The organism is Companilactobacillus sp. FL22-1 (assembly GCF_043951805.1).
Classification (GTDB): Bacteria; Bacillota; Bacilli; order Lactobacillales; family Lactobacillaceae; genus Companilactobacillus.
Map to the genome: position 1 here is coordinate 183,243 of NZ_JBINJY010000004.1, position 24,042 is coordinate 207,284.

At 36.5% G+C, this 24,042-nt stretch carries 24 protein-coding genes, 1 tRNA gene and 1 pseudogene; 10 read left to right on the plus strand and 16 right to left on the minus strand.

The genetic code is table 11. The annotated features are described in order from the left end of the window. Positions 1 to 50: 50 nt before the first annotated feature. Both ACG72T_RS04865 and ACG72T_RS04870 read right to left on the minus strand, forming a co-directional pair. Positions 51 to 1,925, minus strand: coding sequence for an ABC transporter ATP-binding protein (locus tag ACG72T_RS04865; RefSeq protein ID WP_395265000.1), 1,875 nt, complete (start codon positions 1,923 to 1,925; stop codon positions 51 to 53). Continuing rightward, positions 1,925 to 3,646 (minus strand): ABC transporter ATP-binding protein, encoded by a 1,722-nt coding sequence (locus ACG72T_RS04870; protein WP_395265001.1) that lies wholly within the window; start codon positions 3,644 to 3,646, stop codon positions 1,925 to 1,927. The genes ACG72T_RS04865 and ACG72T_RS04870 overlap by 1 nt, the downstream gene beginning before the upstream one ends. Before the next feature lie 96 nt (positions 3,647 to 3,742). Here ACG72T_RS04870 and ACG72T_RS04875 point away from each other — a divergent pair, with 96 nt between their 5' ends. Further along, the gene (locus ACG72T_RS04875) at positions 3,743 to 4,441 is read left to right on the plus strand and encodes a lysostaphin resistance A-like protein (protein WP_395265002.1); all 699 of its coding nucleotides are present in this window, start codon (positions 3,743 to 3,745) and stop codon (positions 4,439 to 4,441) included. Next, the gene (locus tag ACG72T_RS04880) at positions 4,438 to 4,656 is read left to right on the plus strand and encodes a hypothetical protein (RefSeq protein ID WP_395265003.1); all 219 of its coding nucleotides are present in this window, start codon (positions 4,438 to 4,440) and stop codon (positions 4,654 to 4,656) included. Before ACG72T_RS04875 ends, ACG72T_RS04880 begins: the two co-directional genes overlap by 4 nt. A gap of 123 nt (positions 4,657 to 4,779) precedes the next feature. Here the strand turns inward: ACG72T_RS04880 and ACG72T_RS04885 are convergent. From ACG72T_RS04885 to ACG72T_RS04930, 10 genes are all read right to left on the minus strand, one after another. Next, positions 4,780 to 4,852, minus strand: a tRNA-Glu gene (locus tag ACG72T_RS04885). A gap of 278 nt (positions 4,853 to 5,130) precedes the next feature. Further along, on the minus strand, positions 5,131 to 6,819 hold the full coding sequence (locus ACG72T_RS04890) for an alpha-glucosidase (RefSeq protein ID WP_395265047.1): 1,689 nt from the start codon (positions 6,817 to 6,819) through the stop codon (positions 5,131 to 5,133). Then, positions 6,812 to 7,228 (minus strand): PTS sugar transporter subunit IIA, encoded by a 417-nt coding sequence (locus ACG72T_RS04895; RefSeq protein WP_395265004.1) that lies wholly within the window; start codon positions 7,226 to 7,228, stop codon positions 6,812 to 6,814. The genes ACG72T_RS04890 and ACG72T_RS04895 overlap by 8 nt, the downstream gene beginning before the upstream one ends. A 10-nt stretch (positions 7,229 to 7,238) precedes the next feature. Then, positions 7,239 to 8,051: a PTS system mannose/fructose/sorbose family transporter subunit IID gene (locus ACG72T_RS04900; protein WP_395265048.1), complete on the minus strand. Its 813-nt coding sequence runs from the start codon at positions 8,049 to 8,051 to the stop codon at positions 7,239 to 7,241. Further along, a complete protein-coding gene (locus ACG72T_RS04905; RefSeq protein WP_395265006.1) occupies positions 8,044 to 8,841 on the minus strand; it encodes a PTS mannose/fructose/sorbose/N-acetylgalactosamine transporter subunit IIC in 798 nt (265 codons plus the stop codon). The genes ACG72T_RS04900 and ACG72T_RS04905 overlap by 8 nt, the downstream gene beginning before the upstream one ends. A 14-nt stretch (positions 8,842 to 8,855) precedes the next feature. Beyond that, the gene (locus tag ACG72T_RS04910; RefSeq protein ID WP_395265007.1) at positions 8,856 to 9,323 is read right to left on the minus strand and encodes a PTS sugar transporter subunit IIB; all 468 of its coding nucleotides are present in this window, start codon (positions 9,321 to 9,323) and stop codon (positions 8,856 to 8,858) included. A 57-nt stretch (positions 9,324 to 9,380) separates the two neighbouring features. Further along, complete coding sequence (locus tag ACG72T_RS04915; protein ID WP_395265008.1) at positions 9,381 to 10,388, minus strand: LacI family DNA-binding transcriptional regulator; 1,008 nt, start codon at positions 10,386 to 10,388, stop codon at positions 9,381 to 9,383. A gap of 319 nt (positions 10,389 to 10,707) precedes the next feature. After that, positions 10,708 to 10,893, minus strand: coding sequence for a CsbD family protein (locus ACG72T_RS04920; RefSeq protein ID WP_395265009.1), 186 nt, complete (start codon positions 10,891 to 10,893; stop codon positions 10,708 to 10,710). A gap of 25 nt (positions 10,894 to 10,918) precedes the next feature. Continuing rightward, on the minus strand, positions 10,919 to 11,056 hold the full coding sequence (locus ACG72T_RS04925) for a hypothetical protein (protein WP_395265010.1): 138 nt from the start codon (positions 11,054 to 11,056) through the stop codon (positions 10,919 to 10,921). Between the two features lie 13 nt (positions 11,057 to 11,069). Next, on the minus strand, positions 11,070 to 11,315 hold the full coding sequence (locus ACG72T_RS04930) for a GlsB/YeaQ/YmgE family stress response membrane protein (RefSeq protein WP_395265011.1): 246 nt from the start codon (positions 11,313 to 11,315) through the stop codon (positions 11,070 to 11,072). A gap of 223 nt (positions 11,316 to 11,538) precedes the next feature. On the opposite strand from ACG72T_RS04930, the gene ACG72T_RS04935 reads away from it, so the two are divergent. From ACG72T_RS04935 to ACG72T_RS04950, 4 genes and pseudogenes are all read left to right on the plus strand, one after another. Continuing rightward, positions 11,539 to 12,822, plus strand: a complete 1,284-nt coding sequence (locus tag ACG72T_RS04935) for a replication-associated recombination protein A (RefSeq protein WP_395265012.1) — start codon at positions 11,539 to 11,541, stop codon at positions 12,820 to 12,822. A 75-nt stretch (positions 12,823 to 12,897) separates the two neighbouring features. Further along, a pseudogene (gene nfsA / locus ACG72T_RS04940) lies at positions 12,898 to 13,636 on the plus strand (oxygen-insensitive NADPH nitroreductase). Between the two features lie 171 nt (positions 13,637 to 13,807). Further along, complete coding sequence (locus ACG72T_RS04945; protein WP_395265013.1) at positions 13,808 to 14,623, plus strand: helix-turn-helix domain-containing protein; 816 nt, start codon at positions 13,808 to 13,810, stop codon at positions 14,621 to 14,623. Positions 14,624 to 14,666: 43 nt separating this feature from the next. Continuing rightward, the gene (locus ACG72T_RS04950; protein ID WP_395265014.1) at positions 14,667 to 15,293 is read left to right on the plus strand and encodes an NUDIX hydrolase N-terminal domain-containing protein; all 627 of its coding nucleotides are present in this window, start codon (positions 14,667 to 14,669) and stop codon (positions 15,291 to 15,293) included. 99 nt (positions 15,294 to 15,392) lie between these two features. On the opposite strand, the gene ACG72T_RS04955 is transcribed toward ACG72T_RS04950, so the two are convergent. Beyond that, positions 15,393 to 17,165 (minus strand): oleate hydratase, encoded by a 1,773-nt coding sequence (locus tag ACG72T_RS04955; protein WP_395265015.1) that lies wholly within the window; start codon positions 17,163 to 17,165, stop codon positions 15,393 to 15,395. 451 nt (positions 17,166 to 17,616) lie between these two features. Further along, positions 17,617 to 18,699 carry a serine hydrolase domain-containing protein gene (locus ACG72T_RS04960; protein ID WP_395265017.1) on the minus strand — a complete coding sequence of 361 codons (1,083 nt, stop codon included), beginning with the start codon at positions 18,697 to 18,699 and terminating at the stop codon, positions 17,617 to 17,619. A 172-nt stretch (positions 18,700 to 18,871) separates the two neighbouring features. On the opposite strand from ACG72T_RS04960, the gene ACG72T_RS04965 reads away from it, so the two are divergent. Both ACG72T_RS04965 and htpX read left to right on the plus strand, forming a co-directional pair. After that, positions 18,872 to 19,420: a LemA family protein gene (locus tag ACG72T_RS04965; RefSeq protein ID WP_395265018.1), complete on the plus strand. Its 549-nt coding sequence runs from the start codon at positions 18,872 to 18,874 to the stop codon at positions 19,418 to 19,420. A gap of 12 nt (positions 19,421 to 19,432) precedes the next feature. Beyond that, positions 19,433 to 20,338 carry a zinc metalloprotease HtpX gene (htpX, locus tag ACG72T_RS04970; protein ID WP_395265019.1) on the plus strand — a complete coding sequence of 302 codons (906 nt, stop codon included), beginning with the start codon at positions 19,433 to 19,435 and terminating at the stop codon, positions 20,336 to 20,338. 134 nt (positions 20,339 to 20,472) lie between these two features. On the opposite strand, the gene ACG72T_RS04975 is transcribed toward htpX, so the two are convergent. Then, complete coding sequence (locus tag ACG72T_RS04975; protein ID WP_395265020.1) at positions 20,473 to 20,709, minus strand: SHOCT domain-containing protein; 237 nt, start codon at positions 20,707 to 20,709, stop codon at positions 20,473 to 20,475. 281 nt (positions 20,710 to 20,990) lie between these two features. Between ACG72T_RS04975 and ACG72T_RS04980 the strand changes: the two genes are divergently transcribed. Next, positions 20,991 to 21,800, plus strand: a complete 810-nt coding sequence (locus ACG72T_RS04980; RefSeq protein WP_395265021.1) for a DNA/RNA non-specific endonuclease — start codon at positions 20,991 to 20,993, stop codon at positions 21,798 to 21,800. Between the two features lie 4 nt (positions 21,801 to 21,804). Then, entirely contained in the window at positions 21,805 to 23,049 is a 1,245-nt protein-coding gene (glyA, locus tag ACG72T_RS04985) for a serine hydroxymethyltransferase (RefSeq protein WP_395265022.1), read from the plus strand. Positions 23,050 to 23,136: 87 nt separating this feature from the next. On the opposite strand, the gene ACG72T_RS04990 is transcribed toward glyA, so the two are convergent. Continuing rightward, positions 23,137 to 23,961, minus strand: coding sequence for a hypothetical protein (locus ACG72T_RS04990; RefSeq protein ID WP_395265023.1), 825 nt, complete (start codon positions 23,959 to 23,961; stop codon positions 23,137 to 23,139). Positions 23,962 to 24,042: the final 81 nt, after the last annotated feature.

Genomic DNA, 24,042 nt, shown 5'->3' on the forward strand with positions numbered 1-24,042 from the left:
AAAAAAGAACGTGCCAACAGCGACACGCTCTCATTATATAGCTATTAATTTTACAATGCGACATTTCCAGCAAATTGAGAATTGTAGAGATCGGCATAAAAACCATTCTTGGCCATCAATTCTTCGTGATTACCAGTTTCAACAATTGAACCATGGTTCATCACGATAATCTTGTCAGCATTTTGAATAGTTGAAAGTCGATGAGCAACAACGAAACTGGTCCGATTCTTCAGGAGTCGTTCCATCGCATGTTGAATATGCAATTCAGTTCTAGTATCGACTGAAGAAGTAGCTTCATCCAAAATCAAAATTTCAGGGTCAGCCACAAACGCACGCGCAATTGTGATCAACTGTCTTTGACCTTGAGAAATATTTGAAGCCTCTTCGTTCAAGACGGTATCGTACCCATCTGGTAATTGACGAACAAAGTTATCCACATGAGCTGCTTTAGCTGCTTCAATGATCTCATCTTTAGTGGCGTCTTCACGACTATACTTCAAGTTGTCGTAAATTGAACCTGTAAAGAGCCAAGTATCTTGAAGCACCATTGCGTAATGACTTCTGACATCCTCACGAGTCATGTTACGGATATCTTTGCCACCAATTTTGATCGAACCACCATCTACATCGTAGAAACGTTCTAGTAAGTTGATAATGGTTGTCTTACCGGCACCAGTAGGTCCAACGATAGCCACCATCTCACCCGGCTTGACATTGAGATTATAGTCCTCAAGCAATGTAGGACGACCTTCATAACCAAATTTAACGTGATCTAAGGTTACTTTGTCATCAGTCTGGACATCAGGAACATCGACCGACTCATCTTCCATTTCTGGTTCATCAATGATTTCAAAGATACGTTCGGCAGAAGCCACTGTAGCTTGAATGGTATTAGTCAAGTTTGCTAGTTGGGCGATAGGTTGCGAAAATTGATTCATATACTGCAAGAAGGCTTGAATATCACCTAAAGCAATTCGACCATTGGCAACTTGAATACCACCATACATAGCAACGAAAACGTAACCTAAGTTATTAACGAAAGTCATCAATGGCATTACGATACCAGAGATTAGCTGAGCTTTCCAAGAAGCCTTGTAAAGTTTGGCATTCTCTTGTTCGAACTCATCGATCGACTCTTGTGCATGGTTAAAACTTTTAACGATTACATGTCCAGCATAATTCTCTTCAACTTGGTTATTCAACAAACCAAGTGAGGCTTGTTGACGCTTGAAGAATTTTTGTGATTGTGGTGCGATAAGTCCAACAACAATCAAACTCAAGGGCACCGTAGCCAAGGCAATCAGCGTCATTTTCCAACTGATGGTAAACATCATCCAAATAACACCGATGAAAGTGACCGTACTAGTAACAAACTGCGTTAAACTCTGTTGCAAAGTTCCGGCAATATTATCCATATCGTTGATCGCACGGGACATAATATCACCATTTGAATGTGAATCATAATAACTGATTGGTAAACGACGCATCTTAGATTTCAAATCGCTTCTTAGTTTGTAAACGGTTCTTTGAGAAATTCTCGTCATCATGAACTGTTGTACAAAACTAAAAGCAGCCGAAGCAAGATACATCAAGATTACGATCATAATTATTTGTTCGATCTTATTAAAGTTGATGGGCAGGCCATTGATCTTCATACCCGCTTTTTGTTGGGCCAGACCAGTCATCAAACCTTTATAGATCTCTGTTGTTGCTTCACCTAAAATTTTAGGAGTTTCAATTTGGAAAACTGCTGAAGCAATCGCTAGTGCTAGAACTGCGATTAAACCGATGACATAACTCGACATATAACGAGCAAGACGTATAGTAGTTCCCCAGAAGTTTTTGGGTTTCACCACAATTGCAGGTCCACGATTACCAGGACCATGTCCAACTGAAGGTGAAGATTGAGGTTTTTTATCAGCCATTACTTAACCTCCTTGATCTGTGACTCAATAATTTCTTGATAGGTCTTATTATTTTCTTTCAATTCTTGATGAGTACCCAAACCGACCATCTTACCTTCATCCAAGACGACGATTTGATCAGCATCAGCTACAGTTGAAATACGTTGTCCAACAATTACGATGACTGACTTGTTGATTCTTTCATCATTCTTCAAGGCTGTCCGTAAATTCAAATCAGTCTTGAAATCAAGTGCAGAGAAGGAATCGTCAAAGACATAGATTGAAGCATCTTTAACTAAAGCACGAGCAATAGCTAAACGTTGCTTTTGACCACCTGAGAAGTTATCACCAGCTTGTTCAACTTCGCCATCTAATTGACCATCTAAATCTCTGACGAAATCAGCTGCTTGGGCAATATCTAAAGCATGCCAGATCTCTTCATCAGTGGCATCTTCTTTACCATAGGCCATGTTGTCACGAATCGTACCTTTGAACAAAAAGGCTTGTTGTGGCACCATTGAAACTCGGCTATTGATATCATCAGTACTCAAAGCCTTAACATCAGTACCATTGACACTGACAACACCAGTTTCGGCATCATAGAATCTTGGAATTAAGTTGATCAAAGAACTCTTACCAGAACCAGTTCCACCAATGATTGCTAGTGTCTGTCCTTGAGTTACCTTGAAATTCAAATTAGACAAGGCCAAGTTTTCAGCGCCTTGATATCTGAAGTTCACATCATTAAAACTCAATGAAGCTTCATCGCCAACTTTAGCTGGTTTAGCCACGACATCAATTTTACTTTCAGTTTCAAAAACCTCTTGAATACGAGCTGCTGAAGCTGAAGCACGAGGAACGAAAACAAAGACCATTGATAGGATCATAAAACTCATCAAGATCTGCATAGCATAAGTCATAAAGGCAATCATATTACCAATTTCCATAGATTGGTTAGCAATATAATGTGCACCTAACCACGTGATTCCAACGTTAGTACCACTCATAACCAAAGTTACGACTGGGAACATGATCGCAACGATCGTGAAAACTTTGACCGCATTGTTAGTGTAGTCAGCGTTAGCATCTTTGAAACGATCTTGTTCAAATTGATCCTGACGGAAAGCCCGGATAACACGAACACCAGTCAATCCTTCACGAAAGACCAAGTTCAAACGATCAGTTTTCTTTTGCATAGCTTTAAATAGCGGCACGGCAAAATACATAACCAATCCAACAACAATGATCAAAATAGGGATTGAAATCAAGAAGATCTGTGTCATTTCAGTGTTCTTCTGATATGCCATAAAACTAGCACCAATCAACATAATTGGAGCCATGATCATCATTCTTAACATCATGATCATAACGTTTTGGATTTGCACAACATCATTGGTAGTTCTAGTTGTTAATGATGAAGTTTCAAATTTATCGAATTCATCATGAGTAAAGTTTAATATCTTGTTGAATAAGTCAGAACGAAGCTTTTGACCTAAACCTTGTGAAGCTTGTGAAGCCATCAAAACATTTCCAAAGGCGGCGACAACCGTAATAAGTGAGACAATAATCATCTTTATCCCAGCATTTACGATATAATTAGTATCACCAGTGATAACACCTTTGTTAACAATGTCAGATGTAATATTGGGGATATATAATGTTGCAACTACTTGGAAAATCATGAAAATGACTGCACCAAGAACTTGCCAACGATTAATCCTACCTCGAGCAATCTTGAACATTTATTCACTCCCTTTAAAACTCAATATAGCATTATAGTATTAAAGCACTAATCGCAAAAAAATTCTAATAATTCTGTTCGAAAAGGCGGTATTTCTATGAATAATCAAAAAAATACTTATCAACCTATAAAAGCCATATCTCATATTATAGCCTTTTTGGGACTGTTTTTGCTGGAACAATTACCACTAAGTTTCTTGATTTTAGACAAAAAAGATCTCGGTAAAAATTACTCCATCTATGAAAAACTTGCTCCAGTTGCTACTATTATATGTCTAATCATCTCTGCAGCCATAATTATTTATACTTTTAAAAGGGTCAATAAGTTCCCAAATTACAAATTCACCAAGAAAACTTGGACAATAATTTTGGTGGGAACACTGTTAACCGCGCTGATTAATTTAGCTACGGTACCATTTATTCACGGCAAAATTGACAATGTGGACGCTTTGAATCAAGTCGCAGGAAAAAGTATTATTATTTTACTAATTTTTTCTATTCTTGTAGCACCAATTTTGGAAGAAATTATTTTTCGGGGGATATTCATGAATTGGTTCTTCGTTAAACAACCGCTGATAGCAGTAATTGCCAGTGGCTTGGTTTTTGGCTACGTTCATGCGCCATTCAATGCCCAGACAAATTGGTTATATGCCCTCTCAAAAATTCTTCTTGGAATAGTTTTGGCTGGCGTTTATTACCGCACTAAAAATATCAAGGCAAATATTACAGTCCATTTTCTCAATAATTTATTGGCCATCCTTAGTGGCCTTGTTATGTCAGGAGTAATTTTATTTTGAAAAATAATAATCAAAAAAAATTCAATGAAATATATCAAGATTTGCTAAGACGAGTCGTGATGTTTGGTGTCTTAGCAATGCTTCTGATTGCCAGCGCCCGAGTAACTGGTTGGATTATTATGGAATATGCTGGTTTCGCTAGTGCGATATATACGATTGTTTTAATTGGAATGATGATTTACGTGCTGATTATTAAGGAAAAAGATAAGAAATGAAGTCGTTAATTATATTTTGTGATTTTTGGAAATGACTTTGCTTTCAGTTTGGTTACAAAAAAGCCGTAAACTCAACGTTTACGGCTTTTTTATAAAGTAATTGTGTTGGATATTAGTACAAAATCACCCGTATGGGAATCGAACCCATAACTCCACCTTGAGAGGGTGGCGTCTTAAACCATTTGACCAACGGGCAAATTTAACAACATCCATAATTTTAACTGTAAAACATGGTTTCTGTCAATATCAATATTGATTTTATTTTCTAGAATTTTTATTACACGCATAATCAATAAAAATATCTACCAATTCTTCAAAATAACATACACAAATACAACCCGAATCTTAAAACTATTCTGAACCTCTGTTCTGAACCTCTTTAAGATAATGAAACTCAAAAATTCATTGTCCTTTTCCTAACACAATATTCAATCAGAGTAGTAAACACCATTAATATCTTAGTTACTTCTCAATCTAATTATTGTATAAACATACAACTGTTCCATATGGAGATAAATTAATCTCTGAACGGGTAATCTCATTATCAAAGTTACTGATAATTAGATTACCTTTTTTAAATTGTAAATCATCAGGTAATCTAACTACTTGTTTCTTATTCGTAAAGTTACCTGTCACTAGTAGCGTCTGTTTATCCGTTTTTCGCAGATAAGTATAAGTATCTTCATTTTCCTTATCTAACAGAATATATTTTCCAGTAGTTATAATTGATAACTCATGTCTTAACTTAATTAACTTTTGATAGTAATAAAACACGGAATTCTGATCTAAAAGCGTTTCTTTAACATTTATCTCTTTATAGTTTGGATTTACTTTTATCCACGGTGTTTGATCGGAGAAACCCGCATTTTTCTCTTTTGACCAAGGCATTGGCGTTCTGGCATTATCACGAGATTTTAAATAAATAGACTTCATCGTATAGTCTTCGCTGAACTTTTTATTATTTATAAAGTCGTTATAAATATTCTTTGTTTCAATATCCTGATAATCTGTGATAGCATTGAACCTTGCATTTGTCATACCAAGTTCCTCACCTTGATAAATAAAAGGAGTTCCTTGTTGCATATGCAAAATCGTACCCAACATTTTAGCAGATTGCTCGCGCCATTTAGTATCATCGGCACCAAATCTAGTGACAGGACGTGCTTGATCATGATTACTCCAGTACAAACTGTTCCAACCATCATTTTGAGACATACCATCTTGCCATCTTGTGAAAACCTTTTTTAATTCGGATAATTTAAAACGTTTTGTTGAAAATTTACCATTTTCATCATAGTCTAAGTGCATATGATCAAAATGAAACACCATATTAAGTTCATGGCGCTTAGCATCTGTATACTTCACAGCCTCATTTATATTTGTATGAGGTGTTTCTCCAACCGTCACAATATCATATTTACGTAAAACTTTTTGATTCATCTCTTGGATATACTTATGAATCTTTGGACCATTCGCAGCACCTTTGTAATAACTTCCATACTCTTTATTTTGAATTACTGGTCCATTTGGATAGGATGGATCTTTTGATAATAGACTAATAACATCCATTCTAAAACCGTCAACACCTTTATCTAACCAAAAGCGCATGATGTCATATACTTCTTGACGAACCTTAGGATTTTCCCAATTTAAGTCAGGTTGTTGTTTGGCAAACAAATGCAAATAATATTGTCCTAATTTATCAACATACTCCCAAGTTGATCCACCAAAAGATGAGCCCCAATTATTAGGCAGCTTCTTGCCATCGCCGTTCTTCCAAATATAATAATCATGATATGGATTATTTTTGCTAGTTTTTGCTGATTTAAACCATGGATGCTGATCCGATGTATGATTTACAACTAAATCTAAAATTATTCTCATATGTCGTTTGTGAGACTCATCCAATAAATTTTTAAAATCAGCCATTGTTCCAAATTTTTCGTAAATTTCCCGATAGTTACTAATATCATAACCATTATCAACTTGAGGAGATTTATAAATTGGATTTAACCAAATAATATCTACTCCCAATTTTTTTAAGTAATCTAACTTTTCAGTTATTCCCGGAATATCACCAACCCCGTCGTTATTACTGTCATTGAAACTTTTTGGATAAACTTGATAAACGATACTTTTACGCCACCACTCTATATTATTCATCGTCATCATCAACATCCACCTTCATTTCATTGACATAAACAATGGCTTTCTTAGCTTCCTCAACAATTTCATTCATTCTCTCAGAAGTAATTTCGTGATCTTGCGGTTCCAATGCGACTGCTAGAGCCAATGGTAAGTTCATTCCGCTAATAATGTGTGTATGTGGGCGATTGCGATAATTAAAGAATTGTTGATTAACACTACCAGATAACATATCGGTTAAAATGACTACCTCAGTTTCATTAGGAATACTATCCATAACTGACCTAACTTGTTTATCAACTGGTTGATTATCCATATAAGCTGAAAGATCTGTTACATCGGCTATTCCATTAGAAATAAAATTAAGTGTGTCCGCTAAACCCGCGGCTAATTTGTGGTGTGATGCTAAAATTATTTTACGTTTCATTTTTACTCCCCTATGCCTTAAAAATTCCAAAGAATGTGCCAACTAACGAAATAGCAATAACAAGAAGAATTATTCTAGTTGGCGTCCATTTCTTATTACCCAATAACTTGTAAATCAGTAAAGTTAATAATGCAGGTAAAAGTGCTGGCATAATTTTGTCAAAAACACCTGTTTGCAAATTCAATTTAACTTTTCCAAATTGGAAAATTACGGGCATTGAGATTTTAACTACTGTTGCGACCAAAGCACCAACGACACTTAATCCAACAATCGACGCAGACTCAGTGAATATATTTAATCGCTCACCTAAAGATGTAATTAATTTAGTACCAGAGGTAAAACCAACATCGAACATTTTTAATTTGACAAACCAGAAAATTATATTGGCAATCAGCCATACAATAGCACCTAAAGGATTTCCTTGTAACGCCATATATCCAGAAATCGAGCCCATAATTATTGGCCACAAAACCCAAACTAAGGTATCCCCAACTCCGGCTAATGGACCCATTAAACTAGTCTTAAGTGATTGAACCGCATCTTTAGCACCAATTCCATCACGCTCTTCCATTGCAAGAGATGCACCTAGTATAAGTGATGACATCACGGTTGTTGAATTATAGTAATTAAAATGATTCTCAAGAGCCATTTGATACTCATCATCATCAGGATATATTTTTCTCAATGCTGGTGCTAAGGCCCAAGCAACTGCTGGTCCCATTTGTGACTCGTAATTAAAAATATTACATGCCATAAAATTATAACGGACTGCGGCATGACGACGATCCTTTTTTGTCAATTGAACTTTCTTTTCATCACTCATCATAATCGTCTCCTTCATCTTCAGTTTCATCTGCCGTTACAGCTGATGCTGTGACTTTCTTTGACTCACTGATGAAGTACCAATATGCGGCAGCAAAACCAATCAAAGCTACTCCTAAAACACCAACTTTTAAATAAGCTGCTAATACAAATCCAACAATAATATAACTGAGAAATTTTCTTACTGGCATATATCTTAATAACATACCAACACCAACGACTGGCAACATACCACCTGCGACTGTTAAACCATCAGTAACCCAAGATGGAACAACATTCAAAATAAATTTAACTACATCTGGGCCAAAGAAAACGATCAGAATTGCAGGAAGTCCAGTTTGTAAACTGAACAGTGCTGGTCCCCACCATGCTTCACGTTGCATCTTTTTAAAATCATGATTTTTGACATCAGTTAACATTCTATGTGCCAGAAAGTTTACAATAATTCTAGCAACTACCTCTAACTGAATGGCTAACAAACCTACTGGTAATCCAACAGCTATTGCAGATTTGATACCCGTACCGGTTCTAACAGCAACAAAAATACCAACAATTGTCGCCAAACCATAATTTGGTGCAGAAGCACCACCTAAAGCTGCAACACCTAACATCATTAATTGAAAAGTACCAGCAATAGTTAGAGCTGTCGTTAAATCACCCATGATAATCCCAGTAATTGTTCCAACAATAACTGGGAACCAGGACATGATAACTAATCCATTTTGATCAATGGTCATATATGCCGCTAAAATAATAATTAGTATATCTTGAATAAGATTTATTCCTGACATAATTCGTATCTCCTCTATGCGTTAAATGTTTCCTCATTGTCTGTAGGAACATATTGAATAACTAATGGAATTCCCTCAGATTGAATATTTTTTAAGTCCTGACGCTCTTTATCATCTAAAGCCACAAATTTTGAAACTGGTGTACGTCCGTTTTCATTAAAGATAATTCCTAAATCGACCTTTGGTATTTTAACTCCACCGTCAATTAACTTAATTAAAGTTTCTGGTTCTTTTACTAAAACAAAAACTCGTTGTGAATCGTACTTCCCAGCATTAAAATTAGTGATAGCTTTTTGAGTATCAATAATTGACATACCTGTACCAGTTGGTTTTGACATTCTCATACTTGCTTTAATGGATTCATTAGTGCTTAATTCATCATCCACAACCATAAAACGTTTAACATGTAATGATTGAGCCCACTGATTAACAATCAATCCATGAATCAATCTTTGATCTATTCTTGCTAATACTACTGTCATAATTAAATCCTCCATTTTTTGGTATCGATACCAAATTTCATTTTTAAAAAAGAGCTTCTATATAGATGCCCTTTTGACAATTTTTAATTTAAGTACTTTTGGCTTCTCAACCACATCCCCTGACATCAACTCCAGCATGGCCATAGCTGATCTAATCCCCATCTCATTGACAGGTTGTTTAATAGTCGTCAGTGGAATACTTAAGTTAGCTGAAACGGGTTGATCATCAACCCCAAGTACTCCTAAATCGTTTGGAATCTTTATTTGTCGTTCTTGTGCTTGTTGAATTATTCCCATTGCTACTTCATCACTACCCGCAATTATTACATCAGGCCGATTTTTTAAAAGCATTATTTCATTTAAAATTTTTTTTCCATCTTCTGCCGTATGAGCACCTGTAAACAGCCAATCATAGTTGAAACCTGTTCCATGTTCATTTAATGAATCCTGAAATCCTGCAAAACGGTCAGAATCAAAATTTTCACCTCTTTTCATAATTGTTATAGCTTTTCGACCAGTCGCATAAGCTATATTTTGATATCCATTTTCAAACAAAAAATTAGTAGCCTGATAAAATCCGGAGTATTGATCTGCTTTTATTGTGGGCACTTTTATATTTTCTTTAAAGTATTCATTAACTAGAACAATTTTTCCATATTTTAAATAATCTTCTATAACAGACCAAGGATTTTCGATTGAACAAAGAATCACTCCATCAACCTGCTGATTCTTCAATAGATTTAAAGCCGTAATTTCCTCTTCAGGTCTACTGAATGTCTGTACGATCAATGTACTATAACCTGCTTCATCTAACTTCTGTTCAATTGCATCCACTAGGTACGAAAAAAAAGGATTAACAATTCTTGGAATTGTAACAGCCATGGTATTTGTTTTCGAACCACGTAATTGGCGAGCTGCGGGAAGTGGTACATATCCGAGTTCTTGCATTGCTGACTCAACTAAACTTCTTTTTCTTTCGGATACGTGAGGACTATTATTAATCACTCTTGACACAGTTGAAACTGACAATCCTGCCAACTTTGCCACATCTGATATTGTTGTCAAAAAGCTCCCCCCTTTTTATTGAAATCGTTTCCATATGCATATAATATTAGCTTCTTACTTGTTTGTCAAACATTTTTTGATATCGTTACCATAATTTTTTAACTATTCTCAATATCTTGAATTTCTACCTCCATTCTTTAATCATTAATATTAAACAAATTTAGAATTGGGTTAATGAATGAATAAAAATACTTGGTAATTATCTCAAAACAAAAAACGCTCAACATGATAATTCTGAACGCAAAGAAGCATCAAAATCACCATAATGATTTTGATGCTCCTTTTAGACGAAGTTTTTATTTTAAACAAACCCGAAATATTATTCTTCAGTTTTGTTATTTATCTTTCCAGCAACTTTATCCAACATATCGTCAGCTTTTTCCTTAGCTTGTCCGACCTTTTCTTGGACCTTGCCTTTCAGTTCTTTCTTTTCATTACCAGTTGCCTTACCAACTGTCTCATTTGTTTTACCTTTGATCATGTCTTTTTTACTTTCAATACTCATTTTGAATTCTCCTTTAAAATATATTTTAATGAATCTTTTTTTGTAACTTATCGCCTACGTTATCAATACCTTTAGCGGCGACAACGGTCCCTCCAATTAATACGCCACCAACGATCAACGTACTAACGGCCATAAACTTAAAAACATTCTTTAATACATCCATGGGATTATCCTCCTCAAGTACTCTTTTTTAAGAAAAATGATGCAATCAATACTAAAATTATCGCACCGACTAAAGATGGAATGATTGCCATTCCTGCAAGTTGTGGACCCCATGATCCTAGTATTCCTTCACCAATGAAAGATCCCACAATACCGGCAATTATATTAGCAATCCACCCCATCGATGCTCCTCGATTAGTAATTGCTCCAGCAAGGGCACCAATGATGGCACCGACGATAAGAACCCATAACCAATGCATATAATCACTCCTTTTTTTTAGTAATAATAGCGTAATATATTGCGAAAACTTTAACAAATTATAAGCACACGAATAAAGTCTACTAATATGATTTTAAAAAAATATTATGTGTTAGAATAATCACCACTTTTAAACAAGATACAGCCTTAAATAGGCCATACTTTCAGTGGTTGTATTACAATTTACTTGATACAATTGCTCAAATTACGAAGGGAGAACTATCTTGGCATTTAAAACACCATTAGCCGACCAGATGCGGCCCCAAAAATTAGCACAAATGGTCGGTCAACAAGAACTGTTAAAAGAAGGTCAACCACTCCGTCAAATAATCGATCAGCACATCAACATCCCATTAATTCTCTGGGGGCCTCCTGGGACTGGTAAGACTACTCTAGCCAAAATTATCGCCACCCAAAATAATTATCCGTTTGCTTCCTTTAATGCGTCGATTGACAATAAAGCCAAATTGGTTCAACAGATCGAACAGTATCCTGATGATTCATTCGTATTGCTGATTGATGAAATTCATCGTATGACAAAAACTTTGCAAGACTTTCTCTTGCCACATTTGGAGAACGGCCATGTAATGTTGATTGGTTCGACGACTGAGAACCCAATTATGTCAATTGTGCCCGCAATTCGTTCTCGCTGTCAGATTTTTGAATTTAAGCCCCTTAGCGACAAAGATATTTTGATCATGCTACAGCGTGCTGGAAAGGATGTTTATCAACTCGACGACCAGCACCTTGAAAGTGACGCCTTAAATTTAATTGCTATTTCAGCAGATGGCGACTTGAGGGTTGCCTTGAATATGTTAGAAACAATTCATGCCATTAATCCGAATGAAATCACCGTCGCTGATGTAAAAAACTTTGCCCAACAACAACACTTTAGTTACGATAAAAAGGCTACTAAGCATTACGATTATCTTTCGGCTTATTCCGATTCTATGGCTGGTTCAGATACTGATGCCGCCCTCTATTATTTGGCTGTCCTCTTGAAAAATAATGATTTACCCTCAGTAGTTAGAAGATTGCGTGAAATTCCGTACACTTATATCGGTTTAGCCAATCCCGAACAAGCGACCCAAATTGTGATAGCAGCTAATCAAGCGGAGAAAGTCGGTATGCCCAAAGCTAAATATCCCTTGATGTTTGCGACTATGTTTATGTGTATTTCTCCTAAGTCAGGTGCCTTCGATGAAATTTGGGAGAAGGTTGATCAAGATAGCGAGCATCCTAATGAGCATCCGATGCCTAAAGGTTTACGAGATATGCACTACAAGCATTCTGAAGAAATAACTGGTGGTGGGCTTATCCAATCACCTTTCACTGCACCTCATCAAATTGCGTCTCAAAACTATATGCCTCAAGGACTTGAAAATCGCCGCTATTACTATCCCAAAGATAATGTCAATGAGAGAAAACTAGGTGAACAATACCTGAAACTACATCGTCTGATTTATCAAAAAGATTATCCAGATGAACAATCTGAAAAACATCACTAAGAGTTTAAAAGCAATCCCATTAGTAACAAGTGTTATCATACTAAGATATGTAAAAATATGGGAAGAGGTTTTAAAATGAATCCAACTATCGAAAAAATGCTTCAACACGTTTCGGTCCGTGACTTTACCGACCAACCCGTGACAGTTGAGGAGAAAAATGCTTTATTAACAGCTGCTCAGCATGGTTCATCTTCTGAATATATCGAGGCTTTTTCTATCATCGAAATTACGGATCAAAATTTACGTAACAAATTGGCTGACATTACTATCAGTTCCCCTCACGTCAGAAAAGCTGATACTTTCTATGTCTTTATTGCCGATCTACACCGTCAAGCAACGATTTTACGAGCACACCATCAAAGTGTCGACAGTTTAAAGAACATGGAGTCTTTACTAGTCGCCACGATTGATACTACGATTGCTGCTCAAAGTATGGCTTTGGCTGCTGAATCAATGGACCTTGGAATTTGTTATATCGGAAGTCTTCGCAACAATATCAAACAAGTAGCACAACTTTTGCAGTTGCCTGACTTTACAATTCCTTTATTTGGAATGGCAATCGGTCATCCCCAAACCAAAAATCAATTGAAGCCTCGTATGAAAAAAAATAATCAAGTTGCAACTAATTCTTATAATGAGACTCAATTCACAGATTTAACTGAATTTGATCAAACAGTAAAAGACTATTATTTAGAACGCAAGACAAATCCCGCCACAACTACTTGGTCTGAAAAAAAGTCTCGGCATTTTTAAAGATATTCGTCGCGCTGATGTGGCGGACTTTTTGAGGGAACAAGGTTTCTCATTAAACTAATAAAAAGGTGAAACAACATTCATAAAAAATATGTTGTCTCGCCTTTTTTAATTTTCTTTACACAATTGATACAAACCTTTACATTAATTGAACAAAAAATACACACTACTTTCTTATCATTAATTTATAGCAATTAATAAATTATTTCACTGATAAGTAGGTGCAGAAAATATGGATAATTTAGGTGATATTTTAAAAGAGACCCGGCAACAACGTCAACTTTCTCAACTGGAAACATCTGAAGATATTTGTTCGCAATCCACGCTCTCCGAAATTGAACACAATAAATACATCCCCAATACCAAACTATTGATCAATCTCTGTGAAAGACTTTCAATTGCATTCGATGATTTAACCTTAGCTTCTAATTTCAAAATAAGTAAGGAGAAATACTTCAACCAAAAAGTAAATTACTTCTATAAAAAACACGACTTTCGACAATTACAATCATTTCTAAACCGCCCCACGGTGACGGAAACGGTCAAAACCGGCAAACAAACTCAGGCCTATTATTTCTATCTTGCCTTATGTTCTTTAAAGCTCGAACGTAAATTCGATACTCCCAAAGAGTTCTTAAAATTATCTTTGGCCAGTGCTAGTCACAGTCGTAAGCAAACAACTTTAACCAGATTGGGAAATATTGCTCTAGCTTACGTTTATGCTCAACAAGGTTTCAAAACTTTTGCTTTATACCAGATTCATCTAGCTTTTGATGATCTACTGTCAGTTGAATACGAAGAAAATCTCAACCTAATTTTGTATGTCGCTGCCCTATCATATTTTCAACTTTCTAAATTCGATTTGGCCTTACAAACGATTCAGCAAGGGATAAACTTCATCCGTCAACACGATTCACACTTCATGTTGCTGAATTCACTTTATCTGATGGCTAACATTGAGGAAGATATTCATCGCCACAACCCTCAGTTAACTATTAGTAGTTATGCCGATTTCGTACACCGCTTAACTTTTGAAAACGCCAATTGATGAAAGCGTTCTAATGTTATAATCCCAATAAGGGGTGGTAACGATGGATGAAACAGAATTATTGTTAGAGCAATTGCAGGCGATTGCTCAAAGTGGCAAACACTATGGAAAAGACGTCTTTGACTTGGAAAGATATCAGCAACTAGAAACAGTGGCTAAAAAACTGACGGCTAGACTAGTTAAAAATTCCACGCCCAAAGCTTTGGACATATATTTTGATGCTGACACTGGCTATGTAACTCCTAAAGTCGATATTCGAGCTTGTACTTTCAAAGACGACAAAATCCTGCTGGTTAGAGAAAAAAGCAGTGGCCAGTGGTCGATTCCCGGTGGTTGGGGCGATATTGGCTACTCGGCTTCAGAAATCGCTGTTAAGGAAACTTTTGAGGAAGCCGGTATCAAAGTCGAACCACTCAAATTAATCTCCATTAAAGATATGCAAAAAAATCATTATCCAAAGAAAAATCTCAATTATATTTACAAACTCTTCTTTGAGTGTGCTCCTAAAGAAGCTGATATTCACAGTGGCGTCGAAACATCTGATGTCCGATACTTCACACTAGACCAGGCATTAAAATTGGACTTATCTTTAGCCCGAAATATGCCAGATGATTTTCACCGTGCTTTTGAGTGTCACCACCAAAAACAATGGACAACTTATTTCGATTAAAAAGGGCCCCTCTGATTCCGCAGATAGAATCAGAGGGGCTCTTCGTTTAATAATTGAAAACCGATCTTTTTAATACAGCTTTCTTCAGGCACATATTATTTAGAGAAGGTGTGCATCCTTCAGTAATTCTTCAATATAAGTACCATGGATCTTCTCCATAGCTTTCTTTTCAACCATTCTTTCCTTAAATGGCAACTTGATATCAGTCAATTTCTGCTTGCCATCCAAGTAGTAGATTGCTCTCATCAAAGTCCGGGCATCAAAGGCTGAAGCAAATACCTCTGGCACTCCACGGTCGACATCGAGCAAAGTGTATACAGCTTCCATTGCTGTTCTAACTGAATATTCAGTTGTAAAGACGGTGTCACGTTCTGTTTCAGCGAAGTTACCAATAAAGGCTAAATTCTTTGAGCCTTCAGGTACTACCAATGGACGGTCGCCGACTTTTCTAGGCATGAAGTAGGAAGTGATGTAAGGCATATGAGCTGGAATCGTATTAGCATGATTTTCAGCAATATCTTTGATCTTATCTACTGGCACACCGATATGATAAAGCCACTCTTCACAAAGTTCATCACCAGTACATTCAGTAATCTTCTTGTGAACATAATTACCTGGTTTATCTGAGAACAAACCATAAACCCAAACAATCAACTCGTTATCCTTTTGTTGCTTAAAATGCTTCTGACGACTAATTGAATAACCATAAAGCCAATTAGAATCCTTAATACTTACGGGTCCACTAGTTACAATGGAACCGCTGTGAGGATCTTTTTGACTGATTTTTTCGATATATGGTGTTACTTCATCGTCTGTTAAAGTGATCGTTCCGGAAATTGTCCAGTTAGCTTCAGGAATATTCTTGCAAAAAGCATCAGGATTACCAAAGGCTTTATCTTGTTTAGCCAAATTTTCCCACAATGACCAACTGCTGCCGAGTTCATGCTCTGTTGGTGCTGGATGAGTTTTATCACCATAAGTTGTACTTTCAGTAATGGAACCATTGGTTACAAAGACTAAGTCATTTTCAGTCAATTTGACCGTGCTATCTTTACCATCAGTTGTCATATCAATTTCTGTAGCAACTTTAGATCCATTTGTCGTATCAACTTTAATGTTATCTACATGTGTATTGTAAGTAAATTGAACTCCTTTACCTTCCAAGAATTTGATCATTGGTTGGATCAAAGATTCATATTGATTATATTTAGTAAATCTTAGTGATGACAAGTTGGAAAGTGAGTCGATATGGTGAACGAAGCGCATCAAATAACGTCTCATTTCCATGGCACTAGCCCAAGGTTCGAAAGCAAACATCGTTGACCAATAGAGCCAGAAGTTTGAATTCAAGAAGTCCTCTGAGAATACCTCATTGATCTTCTTACCATCCAAATCTTTTTCAGGAGTCATGACTAAATCGATCAATTCTTTAATTGCAGTTGGTGTCAAAGTCAATTGCCCTTCTGTTGGTAACTCCTTACCTTGTTCCTGAATAACACGGCCATGTGAATAACTTGGGTCTTTCTTATTCAACCAGTAGAATTCATCCAAAACGGAAACATCAGGATTTTCAAGTGATGGAATTGATCTAAATAAATCCCAAAGTGTCTCAAAATGGGGTTCCATTTCACGTCCACCACGAATGATATAACCTTTCTGTTCATTCCAAATACCATCCATACTACCGCCTGGTAAAGCTAATTCTTCCAGAACATGGATTTTATCGCCTTTCATTTGACCGTCACGAATCAAAAATGTCGCAGCTGCCAAACCTGCCAAACCTGAACCTATGATGTAAGCCGATTTATCATCGACCCCAGCTGGTTTCAAAGGTTTTGCGAAAGCCTCATAATTACCATTACTTCTATACATAAGAACCACCTCTTGTTTAAATAGTATCCGTTATGTAACTGCTTACAGGTAGAATATAGTTCTTATTTAGTTAAAATTCAATAGAGAATCTGTGACTTTTTTGTGAATTTTAGATTTAATATTTATCATATTTTGAGACAATTATTTAAAAATGTAGTATTTAAGATAAAACGAAACATCAATCTCTTTTTATTAATGCTTATACAACTGGACTATCCACTCTTTTGTATTAGAGCAATGATTCAAATGATCTCAAAGCGTTAAGGCCCAGGTTCAAATAACAAAACTTTTAAATTAAAAAAAACGACAAAAAAAGTCCCACATCAATCCGTGATGTGGGACTCTAGGCTACTTTGCAGTAAATCTTTGGAATGTACAAAGCAGTCATTTTTAATTCACAGGTAGGCTACCTGCACATACAATCATACAGACTTTTCACCTAAAATACCAGTTAATATTTCTCTGTTTGAACCATTTTATAAATTTGTGAAACCATAGGTTTAGCATCTGCGGCTGTTCGTGAATAGTTTTGTAACGCTATGACAGCATTATTGCCATCATCAGAAAGATGGACAACGGCTTGATAACCATAACCCCAGCCATTAGCAAAATTATCATTTTTGAGATGATACATCCCACCGCCATAAGTACTGCTGCTACCGGGCGTAAACAAAGTCTCTCTCGACTTCTCAGTCAACATACTGCCGGTTGCAATATACTTCTCTGTCTTATAGAGATCATAAGCACTCATATAAACCTGACCAGTACCTAATTCATCATATTCAAAATACTTCTTATAGTCGAAAGCATTTTTATAATCCAACTTGCTAGACAATGGATCTATATTGTTGTAACCCGTAGCCTTTAAGAGACCGGAACGTTGGTTATAAGCAAAGATCGTATGCTTCAATTTTAGTTTTTTAACGTAGGTTTCTTCAAACAACTTCTCATACGATTTACCCGTCACTTGTTCCAAAATTCCACTCAATAAGTTGAAGTTGATCGGTTGATAATTCCACTTATTGTAATAAAGTCTCAAAAAGTGAATCTTACTAATATCAGCTTTAATTATATCAGGGTCTGATAAAACTTGGTTCGGACCAGCATCACCCATCGTCAAGCCAGAAGTCATATCTAGCATCTGTCGAATCGAAATATTTTGACTATTTGGTACTTCAGGATAAAACTTACTCAACTTATCACTGAGACTTAGTTTGTTTTCCTGTACTAATTTCATGATCATTGCTGCAGTCATAACCTTTTGTACCGAATCTATTTCATAAGCCGTATCCTTATTATTGTAAGTTCCCGCGGAAAAATCTGCATGGCCACGACTGGTCAGATAAACTGGTTTGCCGTCTTGAATAACTAATAATGTACCAGAGTAGCCTTTTTGGGCAATCAAATTGTCAATATCTGATCCCAATTGGCTACCAGCAGTTGAATCAACCGAATCATCAGCTAAAACAGTGACTGGCATTGAAGCCGAGCTCACTAAAAAAGCCATTAAAACGGACAAAAATAATTTTTTCATATCATACTCCACCTATGAAACCTGTTTCCCAGAACCTCTCTATTATTTAATTATAAATTATTTTTCAAAAAATCTATACTAATTAAACCAACTTAATCAAAGTTGCTTAGCTTTATACTTGCTAACTTTCGATATGGTAAAATAGGCATATTAAGAGAAGAAGGAGATTTACATGAAAACCATTATAATTATTATCGTTATACTATTAGTAATCTTCATCTATGCTGGTATGTATAACAGTTTAGTTAAGTATCGTAATCGGGCTCGTGAATTTAGTTCTCAAATTGACGTACAACTAAAACGTCGGACGGATTTGATTCCTAACTTAGTTGAAACGGTCAAGGGTTATGCTAAGCATGAAAAAGAAACTTTGGAACAAGTTGTTGAATTGAGAAATAATGTTACTAATGCAAGTTCTCTTCAAGACAAAGTTGACGCTGATAATCAACTGACGGGAGCCTTACGTCAAGTCTTTGCTTTAGCTGAAAATTATCCTGATCTAAAAGCTAATCAAGAATTTTCACAATTAATGGAAGAACTCTCCAACACTGAAAATAAAGTTTCTTATGCTCGTCAAGCATATAACAGTCAAGTACAAGCATACGATACGGCAATTCAAACTTTCCCTCGCAATATCGTTGCAGGAATTCACGGTTTCAAAGAAATGGACTTCTTGCAGATTCCTGATGTTGAAAAAGAAGCACCTAAAGTTAAGTTTTAATCGAGGTAGCCTATGATCTATGAGCAAATCGATCGCAATAAACGTAAAACTTACTTGATATTCTTCATTTTCTTTTTGATTCTAGCAGCAATCGGTAGTTTTTTTGGTTTGTATTTTTTTGACAATTTGTACGCTGGTATCGTTATTGCCTTGATCATTGCTATCGTCTACACTTTGATCACTTATTTTCAATCGACAAGCATTGTCATGCAAATGAATCGAGCTAAAAAATTAAACTCGGAAAAGGATGCCCCCGACCTGTGGCACATCGTAGAAGATCTGTCGATGGTCGCTGATATTCCGTTGCCTGAAATCTACATCATCGAAGACGACAGTCCCAATGCTTTTGCGACCGGACGTGATCCTCAGCATTCGGCAGTTGCCGTCACTAGAGGACTTTATAAAATGATGAACCGTGAGGAACTTGAAGGTGTCTTAGCTCACGAAATTTCACACGTCAGAAACTATGACATTCGTGTCTCCACGATTTCCGTGGCTTTGTCATCGGCAATCATTCTCATCTGCTCCATTATCGGAAATGCATACCGTTGGTGGATTCCCTCTCGAAATGATCGAGATGATAGAAATTCTGGAGCGATTCAAGCAGTCTTATGGATCGTGGGATTGCTGTTTGCAATTCTCGGACCATTGATTGCTAGTTTAGTTCAAATGGCAATTTCTAGAAACCGTGAATACCTGGCAGATGTTTCCGGCGCTGAATTGACGAGAAATCCACAGGGATTGATCAACGCTTTAGGCAAATTAGAGACCAGCACTAAGCCAATGAAACGAGTTGACGATGCCAGTGCGGCACTCTACATCGATGATCCGACTAAGAAAAAACATTTTTCAGGATTGTTCGACACACATCCACCATTGGATAAAAGAATTGCCGCTTTAAAAAAGACTTTTGAATAATATCAATTATCATGTCCAGTCATCTTGGATCAAATCCACTGATTATTGACTAGAGACAACAAAAAGGCCACAAGAACTTGCTAAAAGTCCCTGTGGCCTTTTGAATTAAGAGTTTATCCACTTATCAATTCAAATTACTTCTTTAAATTCTCTTTTCGTTTCAAATAATCATCATCAGAGACATTACCCTTGGCATATTCTTGATCCAAAATATCCAGAGCACTGTTAGTAGTAACTTTTTGGCGGTGATTATTCTTGGTTAAAGATACGACGATCAAGACCAAAAAGGCAATAATACCAATCACGTACCAAAAACCTCCACCCATGAATCCTAGACCCATGGGTCCACCACAACTCGCAAAACCCATCATATCAATCATCTCCTTTTTATAACAAAGTATAAGAATTAATTTTCCCACCATCAACAATCTTGCCCACTAGTCAGTGGAAACTTTTGAGGAAACGTAATCCAGAAATCAACTAAAAATAGTGCCTGTTTTTCAGAGAAATATTACAAATCTTATATGTTTTTACCAATTATATATTATACGAATAAAAATTAGCAATTTTGGAAATATAGTTCTTGATTTCTGAAAATCTATGCTAAAATCAAACATGAAGATAACAAATCTTCATAGTGAGGGGATATTTTATGTATATGTTGTTAATGGTTGTTTTAGGGGCAATCGTTTTGTTTACAACTTTTATGGTTAAACCAAAACGACGAGTTCATCGCCGTTTAGTTTCCTTAGGTATTTTACTGGTTGTTGTTGGTGGATCTGGTATTTACGAATCGTATCAGAACCAAGTACCTGCGGGTGACAATCCACGACAATCAACCACGGAGCCTAATTCAACCAACACTGATTTGTCGAAGTTGAATTATAATGGCAAACAAGAAATTGTCGTCAACAACAATACGCCTACTTTCACAAAATCCGAACTAAATGTTTCAAACGGTCCTTGGCAACGTTTCGCTGATTTGGATAATCTCAACCGAGCAATTCAAGCTGATGCCTTATTGAGTAAAAGCTTGATGCCTACAGCAAAACGGGAACCTCTTTATGTCAATCCTACTGGTTGGCACAACAAGAAACTCAAGGATGGCTGGCTATATAATCGTTCACATTTGATTGGTTATCAATTAAGCGGGCAGAATAACAACCCCAAAAATTTGATGACTGGAACTCGCTCACTGAACTCTCCCGAAATGCTCAAACACGAAAATGACATTGCTTATTATCTTAAACAGAATCCTAATAATTACATTAGATATCGGGTCAAGCCAATTTATCGTGGTAATGAGCTTTTAGCTAGAGGTGTTCAGATGATGGCAGAATCGTTAAATAGTAATGGTCAAGCTGATCAGCAAGTTTCCTTCAATGTCTATATTTTTAACATTGAAAAAGGTGTACAGATTAATTATAGCGATGGTACTAGTGTAGTTAATAACAATTATTAGGGAGATGGTCGTAGTGCAATACAGTACAGGTGATAAAGAAATATTCGATCTTATTAAGAAAGAAGAAAATCGACAAAATAGAAATATTGAATTGATTGCTTCTGAAAACATCGTTTCTGACAATGTTAGAAAAGCCCAAGGTTCTGTTTTGACTAACAAATACGCTGAAGGTTATCCAGGGCACCGTTACTATGGTGGCTGTGAATACATCGATCAAATTGAGCAAATTGCCATTGATCGTGCTAAGAAACTTTTCAACGCTGAATATGTTAACGTTCAACCACACTCAGGCTCACAAGCTAATGCGGCTGCTTATCAAGCTGTTCTAAAACCTGGCGATTCCGTTCTTGGTATGGATCTTAATGCGGGTGGTCACCTAACACATGGTTCCAGAGTCAACTTCTCTGGTAAAATGTATCAATTCCATTCATACGGTGTTAATGCCCAAGGTTTGATCGATTACGATGATGTTCAAAAGATTGCACAAGAAGTCCAACCAAAACTTATCGTTGCTGGTGCTTCAGCTTACAGCCGAATCATTGACTTCAAGAAATTCAGAGAAATAGCTGACTCCGTCGGTGCCTACTTGATGGTCGATATGGCTCACATCGCTGGTTTAGTTGCCGTGGGATTACACCCTACTCCAGTTGGTGTAGCTGATATTGTTACTACAACTACTCATAAAACTTTACGTGGACCTCGTGGTGGTATGATTTTAGCCAATGCTGAACTCGGCAAAAAATTGAATTCGGCCGTTTTCCCTGGTACTCAGGGTGGTCCTTTGGAACACGTAATTGCTGGTAAAGCTGTTGCCTTTGGTGAAGACCTTCAACCAGAATTCAAAACTTATATGGAACAAGTTATCAAAAACGCTGCTGCCATGGCTAAGGTCATCAACGACGCTGACAACCTTTCCGTCCTAACTGGCGGAACTGATAACCACTTGCTCAACGTTGTTTTGACAGACTGTGACTTGAACGGTATGGAAGTTCAAAATCTTCTCGATACAATTCATATCACAACTAACAAGGAAGCAATTCCAAACGATCCATTGCCTCCAAAATTGACATCTGGTTTACGTCTTGGTTCTCCTGCCATTACCTCAAGAGGATTTGATGAAGAGGATTGTAAAGAAGTAGCACGTATTATTGTTGATGCTATCAAGTATCATGATGATGCTGAAAAGCTTCAAGAATTGGATGCACGTACTAAGGCTTTAACTGACAAGCATCCCGTTGAATTTAACTAAAATAATAACCAAAGAGACCGGTTTGAAATTAATCAAACCAGTCTCTTTTTTAGTAATTGATGGAAATTTCATTAGTCAGATGATGACCTATTCAGCAACGGCATCTTTTGACACAAAATTAGTATCAGGATTTGATCCTGTATAATTGTAAATATCCCGGAATCCTTGGCCAACTTCTTGATTCCATTTTGCCTCAAAGGCTGTTGAATTATCTGACATGCCCAACGAAGCTGGTGAGCCACTATAAATCAATTCAGCACGATGGCCGAAATGACCAACTTCACCTAGATTTGCCGATACATTATTATTATCGTCGTACCAGTCTTTTAAGAGATAATAAGCGACATCCCTGTCCGATGTCATGCCTTCGTATTGGCCGTATTTAAGAATATAACTATAACCAAATCCGCACAGATTTTCTTCAGATGCTAAAGGTGAATCAGTATCGTGGTTCATAGTGTCACCCACCTGCTGATAAGCTCTCAAGTTTGCGTACTCAAACAACTCTGGCGTTGAATAAATTGTTGGAACGTTATTTGCAACATGTAGCGCATTAATATATTTCATAAAATACTCATTGATTCGCTGAATATTAGGTGTGTAATTCAATGATTCATTCGCATTGTCAAACAATTTCTCCGACTCATTTGCCTTCAAGTATTCATTGGTAGCCACTTGATAATAAGTTTCATTGTTATGAGTGAAAATTCTACCAACTGCCCAATCAGTTTTTGGAGCTAAACCACGGTTGGAAATCTCCTTACCATCAACAGTATACAAACGATAATAACTTGCATCATTATTTGTTCTGGTAACTGTCTTCGCATCTGCTTGTCGTTGTGAACCCATTATTGCACCTGTCGCACCAATTAAAAATGTTGCTACAAGGATAACTGTTTTTTTAAACTTCATAAAATAACTCCCCCTAGAATATATGTATCTGTCTACATTTACAAGGTATCAAATTGGCATGTCACGTTATGTCATTATAAT